Annotated in this window: 1 protein-coding gene; it reads right to left on the bottom strand. The window is 35.9% G+C overall.

Annotation, left to right across the window (positions count from 1 at the left end; translation table 11 throughout):
* Positions 1-247: 247 nt before the first annotated feature.
* A complete protein-coding gene (locus EGM88_RS15060; RefSeq protein ID WP_123899241.1) occupies positions 248-7,291 on the bottom strand; it encodes a T9SS type B sorting domain-containing protein in 7,044 nt (2,347 codons plus the stop codon).
* Positions 7,292-7,767: the final 476 nt, after the last annotated feature.

Below are 7,767 nucleotides of genomic sequence, written 5' to 3'. Positions count from 1 at the left end.
GGATTTACAATATTCATATTGTACATGTATTGGGTATATTGAGGATCTTGTTGACTATGCCCTTCAATTGTACATAATCCTAATATTATTAGTAAAATTACTGATATTATTCTCATTGTGTTTTTAATTTAGTTTTCGCTTCTTTAGATGAAAAAACATTTTATTATTTTCTATAATAACTTAATTTAAAAATTAAGTTTAAATTAAACCTACACCTTTCAGAAAGAGGTGTAGGTTTCTAAATTTATTAATAATTTATATATACCCAATCTGCAATTGGTTCTCTACCAGCTTCATTAAATTTAATAATTATGTAATATGTTCCTACAGGAACCTTGTTACCTTTACCGATAGTCATTGTACCAGTAGAGTAACCATCCCACCAATCTGCTTGAATACTACCATTTCTACTGTATTCATAAACTTTGTTACCCCATCTGTCATATGCCTCCATTTCAAAGTTTTTATACTTAGACAAGGCTGGTATTATCAATTCATCATTAAGTCCATCTCCATTTGGTGAGAAACCTTCAGGAATAATATCACACGAAGTTGCATCTAAATAATTTGGTGTACCATCTTCATCACAATCAAAATCTCTAGGATCACCACCTATTTCATCAACTTCATCAATAGTAGGTATGCTATCACCATCATCGTCAGTATCTCTGAAGTCAACTTCATTATCTCCAGTTACTAATGTATCATAGTTAGAAATACCTGCAAGTGTTTTATCTCTGTTTGGTAAATCATCTGCTGGATTATCAATTACTACTAAGCCATTAGGGTCAGCGAAATCTCCAACTGAACCATCATATGCATCATCTAATCCGTCATTATCAGAATCGTTACCACTAGGTAATACATCTGGCTCACCATCAGCATCAAAATCATGACCTTCAGTACTATCTGGAACATTATCATTATCAGAATCTAAATCTAAATAATCAGGATCGCCGTCACCGTCAGTATCAACAGGTGAAATACCTGAAGGCCCATAAGCATCATCTAATCCATCATTATTAGCATCAACACCACTTGGATTGTTATAACCTGCTGTAGTTTGAGCTTCAACATTATCAGGAATACCATCTCCGTCAGCATCTTGATCTAAATAATTAGGATAACCATCTCCGTCAAAATCGCCAGTTCCTTCGACAATAGTTAAGATGCCATCTGCATCATCGTCAATATCTAAGAAATTTAAATGACCATCACTATCAGAATCTAAAGGTTCATAAGTAATATCCGCACTAGCGGTATCATCTGTTTCTATATCAAAGAACAATCCATTTGAGCCAAAATCTACAGGGTCTCCATCAATTACACCATCATTGTTAGCATCTAAATCACCAAGACCAGCTTCATCAACATCAAAAATACCATCGCCGTCAGCATCTAAATCGAAGTGGTTTGGTATACCATCACCATCAAAATCGTAAGCTGGATTAACTCTATCATCAGGATATGCCCCTAAAGAAATATTATTATCATTTTGGTCTAGGAATGCCCAAACGCCATCGCCATCATTATCAGCATAAGGATCCATTCCATTATATTCAACTAAATCAGGAATACCGTCATTATCAGAATCTAAATCTATAGGGTCTCCCACACCATCACCATCAAAATCAGGATATACGGTAAGCAATGCTGGATCAGAGATAACATCTGTATCACAAGCAAATGCTGGAGAAGACAATACTACTCTATACATATAACCATTATACTCTAAAGGCACCATAGTTAAGGTCAGTTCTTCTGAAGTTGCACCTGTTACTGTTGGCTCTGTACCTCCATTAGCTATATCTGACCAATTAAGACCCGCATCTGTACTCATTTGCCATTGATAGGTAATTGTATTTTGTAAATCAACACTAAAGTTAGTATTTGCATTAACAACAATTACTTGATCCATAGGTTGAACTGCAATAGGTTGTACCTCTACACCAGCTTCTTGGAAATCATAAATGTCATTATTATCTAAATCATTAGGTTCTGTATAACCAGTAACACCAGATGTATTTACGACACCATTAGCATCTACTGATAAGCCCGTGTCACTTCCTAGTCTTCCATTATCATCATTGTCTTCCATTCCAGCTTCAACAACATCAAAACAACCGTCGTTATCAGCATCTAATTCTAATGAATCAGGAACACCATCTCCGTCAGAATCAGCCGTTGGGATAGCAAGAACACCACTATCTGGAGCGTCTTCTATTAAGTTTAATAATCCGTTTGCACCAAAATCAGATGGGTTACCATCTAAGACTCCATTATTATCTAAATCTACTATTGTTGTTCCATTTAATTGACCAGATTCTACAATATCATAAATACCATCATTATCTGAATCTAAATCTAAATGATTAGGAATACCGTCTCCGTCTGTATCAAACCCTGCTTCAATTAAACCATCAACATTTCCGATGGCAGCATCATTATCATTATCATCTAAATAAAGTGGAATTCCATCGCCATCAGCATCTGTGTATGGATCCACTCCACCTGCCTCAACAACATCTGGAATACCATCGTTATCAGAATCTAAATCTAGATAATCAGCAATACCGTCTCCGTCTTGATCAGCGAATACAGTTAATAATACTTCATCAGAAGTTACTGCTCCTTCACAAGCCAATACTGGTGAAGAAATTATAACTCGATACATATTTCCACTTAAAGTTGTGGTGTTTGCATTAATTGTTAAACTCGCTGTATTAGCTCCAGAATAAATTCCTCCATCAGTCACGTTATTCCATGTCACTCCTGCATCTGTACTTTCTTGCCATTGATAGGTTGGTAAAGAACCTAAATTGGTCACGTCAAAATTTGCATTGGCATTTAATACTACATTTTGGTCTGTTGGTTGAGTTGTAATAGATACAGATTCACCTGCTTCTTGGAAATCATAAATTCCATTACCATCTACGTCTGCCGGTTCTGTATAAACATCAACACCAATTACTCCAGCACTTGTAACTACACCATTACTATTAGTATTTAAACCTGCTCCAGGAGTTCCATTGCCTAAATATCCATTATTATCACCATCAACAAAGCCTGCTTCAATAACATCGCTACAACCATCGTTATCAGCGTTGATTTCATTAGAGTCAGGTATTCCATCTCCATCAGAATCAGCTGTTGGGTTAACAAGAACACCACTATCAGGAGCGGTTTCTAATGGGTCAAATAATCCGTTAGTACCTACTGTACCAGAGTTTGCGGCGTCAATAATACCATCATTATTCGTATCAACTATATTATTTGCAGCATTTATTTGACCAGATTCAACTATATCATAAATTCCATCATTATCTGAGTCTAAATCTAGGTGATTTGGTACACCATCTCCGTCAGTATCATAAACATCAGGAATTCCATTATTATCATCATCGGTATAGTCTGTAGTACTTCCATCACCTGCACCACCATCATCTACTGTATCCATCCAATTGTAAATACCATCTCCATCCGCATCTCCATAAGGATCATTACCACCTGACTCTACTGTATCTGGAATACCATCATTATCTGAATCTAGGTCAAGATAATCATCAACACCATCATTATCCCAGTCAATATCTAGAGGTTCTCTCCAATCAGGCTCTCCTCCTGGAATATCTAAGTCTGGGAAGTCCGTTGGTACAGTACCTCCATTTGTAGGATCTGGACTTATAGGATCAACATCGAAAGCATTATCTAACCCATCATTATCTGCATCAGCATTAAAAGCTACGGTTTCAGCAACACCATCATTATTTGTATCCCAAGCTTCTAAAGCATCCGAATCTCCATCGTCATCTGAGTCTAAATCAGTATAATCAGGAGTACCATCTCCATCTGTATCTGTTGGTACAATTGCGTTAGCAAGTTGATCTATAACTCCTATTGTATTTCCGTTATCACCATCATATGCATCGTCAAGACCGTCATTATCAATATCAAAACCGGAAGGAGCTATATAACCTACGGTAGTTTGTGCTTCAATATTATCTACGATACCATCAGCATCAGCATCAATATCTAAATAATCTGGTCCATAAGTACCATCTGTATTTGGTATTGGCAATGGAGTAGATTCTAAAGTATCGTGTAATCCATTATTATTTGCATCCAATAAAGTAGAAGGGTCTCCAGAAGTTACATAATCAACCTGAGCATCTCCGTCAGCATCTACACCACCAGCTTCTATAACATCTGAAATACCATCAGCATCAGAATCTAAATCTAAGTGATTTGGTATACCATCGCCATCAAAATCGTCTATTGGAAAAGCATTACCAGGACCTGTTAATGGGTCATGTAATCCATCATTATTAGCATCTGTAAACCCATCAACCATTCCGTCCTTATCACCATCTACACCGCCTGCTTCAGTAATATCTGGAATACCATCATTATCAGAATCTAAATCTAAGTGATTTGGCACACCATCACCATCTGTATCTGGCATTGGAAGAGGAAGAGATATATTGTCATCTAGACCATTTCCGTCAGCATCTGTAAATCCGTCTACCATTCCATCATTATCCGTATCTATACCACCAGCTTCTATAATATCTGGCATACCATCGTTATCAGAATCTAAGTCTAAATAATTTGGTATACTATCACCATCATTATCTGGAACTGGGAGCGGAGTTGTTGCTAACGTATCATCTAAGCCATCACCATCAGTATCTGTAAAACCATCAAATATTCCATCGCCATCAGCATCTGTACCTCCAGCCTCTGTAACATCTGTAATACCATCATTATCAGAGTCTAAATCTAAATAATTTGGCACGCCGTCACCATCAGCATCTACGTTACCTTCAATACTATCTGGAATACCATCATTATCTGAATCTAAATCTAAGTGATTTGGCACGCCATCACCATCTGTATCTGGCATAGGAAGTGGTGTAGTTGCTATTGTATCATCTAAACCATCACCATCAGTATCTGTAAATCCGTCAACCATTCCATCTCCATCAGAATCGGTACCGCCAGCTTCTATAATATCTGGAATACCATCGCCGTCAGAGTCTAAGTCTAAATAATCTGGAACACCATCGCCGTCTGTATCTACATTACCTTCAACGCTATCTGGAATACCATCATTATCAGAATCTAAATCTAAATAATCTGGAATACCATCTCCATCTGTATCTGGTACTGGAAGTAGTGTATCATGTAAACCATCACCATCAGTATCTGTAAAATCATCAATCATTCCATCGCCATCATCGTCTGTTCCACCTGCTTCTACTACATCTGGTATACCATCATTATCTGAATCAGAATCTAAATAATCAAAAATACCATCATTATCTTTATCACAAAAAGAGGCCAACGAATTTAAACCAATGGTAGTTGTTGGAAGTCCTGTTGTAGTTATAGTTAATGTAGTAATATTTACCCATTTAAAATAAGATATTCCTGTAATATTTGGGTTTATAAAATCACTAATATATTGCACTCCGTCAATTGAACCACCACCAACAACTTCATGACTGCCAATTAACGAAACCACTTCATCAGCTGGTGTTCCAAACAACCAGCCATCTCCATTGGCGTTAAGATGATCAAAACCGATTACAACAGTAATAGGATTGTCGAAAGTAAAAGTAATACTTTCACCATCACCACCTACTAATAGTGAACCTGGATTACCACCATGCCCTAACGTTGAGTTACTGGTATATTGACCTGTTGATGCAAACAATTTTGAACCTCCATTTACATTGAAAGACATTGTAAATGAAACTCCTTTTAAGGTACCTGATCCAGAAGCATCGCCTCCATTTCCAGTACCGTAATTCCATAATGGAGCATTGAAATCATCAATTTCATAAACACCGTACCCACAATCTTGCTCAATAGCATCTGGAATACCATCATTATCATTATCTAAATCAACAACATTTGGAACTCCATCACCATCACTATCAACTCTATCATCAGTATCGTCACAAGCATCTGAAATACCATCTTCATCTAAATCTGGCCCAACTGTTATTACATCTGCTGTATTTGCTTGACCTGTTGAACCAGCTGCCAATGGCACACCATCACTATCAACACCACCTGTTAACATCCCATTTGCATCTATATCCGCTGAAGTAAAACCTCCTGCAGCCTCAATAGCATCAGGACAACCGTCACCATCAGAATCTTTATCTAAATAATCTGGAGTACCATCTCCATCTGTATCTGTTGGGGTAGCATTGTAAGCACCTTCATCAGCATCTAAAATACCATCATTATCATTATCCAAATCAGCATAATCAGGAACTCCATCTCCATCGGTATCTATATTTGGAGCAAAATATTGAAAGTTAAAAATTAAATCAGCTCCACTAGGAGAAGACTGCCCAGTATTTGTATCATATTTAGAAATATCTGCATAATCTGCAGGATCTAAAGGAGCATCAAAATCTGCTATTGAATAACCATATACTGTTTGACCTGGAGTAAGCTCAAAATCTTCCCATCTAAAAAACACACCTTTTATAGACTGATTCATTCCAATTTCAGCATAAGTATATTGTGTATCAATTTCTAATTTCGACAATATATCGTAATAATAATTTGTCGTTAAAGCTGGACCATAAGGATCGTTTCCTCCGTTTCTAACTACAATAGAATATGACGTCGGGTTTCCAGAGCCATCTATTCCAGTAATTACAGCTACTCTAACCAAGCCTGACCCTCCTCTTTCAAAAATTGGAAAACCAGCCTGCATATCAATACTCCTAAGTGTTCTAGGTTCATTAAAAAGAACATCTATACGTTCTATATTAGAATATTGAGTCCCTGAAATATTATTAAAAGTATTATCCAAGCCAACATCAATAATATTAGCCGAAATAATATCGCTAACTGTTGCAAAATATGGTGCTAAATAATTATTTGCTGATTCGTCAAAAGGACTATCAAATTCTCTGTACCAAGGATCAAAATCATCTCCTGTTGTAAGAGCATTATCTACACGGTTTATAATATAACTAGAAGGTGTAGGTGCTGGAACATATAGTTGCCCATCAACAGTAATATCATTAACAACAGTACTAGACCCGACCCCAAAGTTTAACGTTTCTCCGCCTGTAGCAGTACGAACATCTAGTGTATTAGTAATGACAGAGGTACTCCATGAGTCTACACCTCTAGCAATACTTTTATCAAGACTTTGTGAATGACTATTAATACCAATACCAATTGACAACAACAAAATCATAGCTGTTGTTCGCCACTTTAAAAATTCTTTAAAATTTAATGCAGTTAAGTAACTTTTTTTCATAATATTCTCTTACTTAGTGATGTATGTGGTGTAGTCTATAGAGTTATTCATAGAAACACATAAATTTCTCCCCAATAATTATTTAATCTTTTGTATCTCTACAATGAATACAAATATATAAAAAATTGTTAAAAAAGCATTTTACGCTTCTTTATTTTGGAAACAAATCAAAATGAAAATTTATTGTTAAGAACAAAAGAAAAGGCTAAGCCTTATAGACATAAGGTTTAGCCCATTTTAAAAGGTACTAAGAAGTTATTATTTTATTTAAACAATTAAAAAACAATAGTAATTTTTATAATTAAAAACCACTACTTTTTTTTCTAAATAAAGTTAAATTAACACAAAGTGTCTATCTTTTTAAAAGAATCTAGGTGATTTTAAGTTTTTCTTTGAAAAATCTATGTCCCATTGTAAAAATACTTCATGGGTGCCATCATTATAATTTCCTAAATTTGTTGTAGTATAATCATACG

This window comes from Aureibaculum marinum, from assembly GCF_003813905.1.
Taxonomy (GTDB): domain Bacteria; phylum Bacteroidota; class Bacteroidia; order Flavobacteriales; family Flavobacteriaceae; genus Aureibaculum; species Aureibaculum marinum.
Note: the sequence above shows the minus strand (reverse complement) of the source record. Positions and strands in the feature narration are given on the sequence as shown.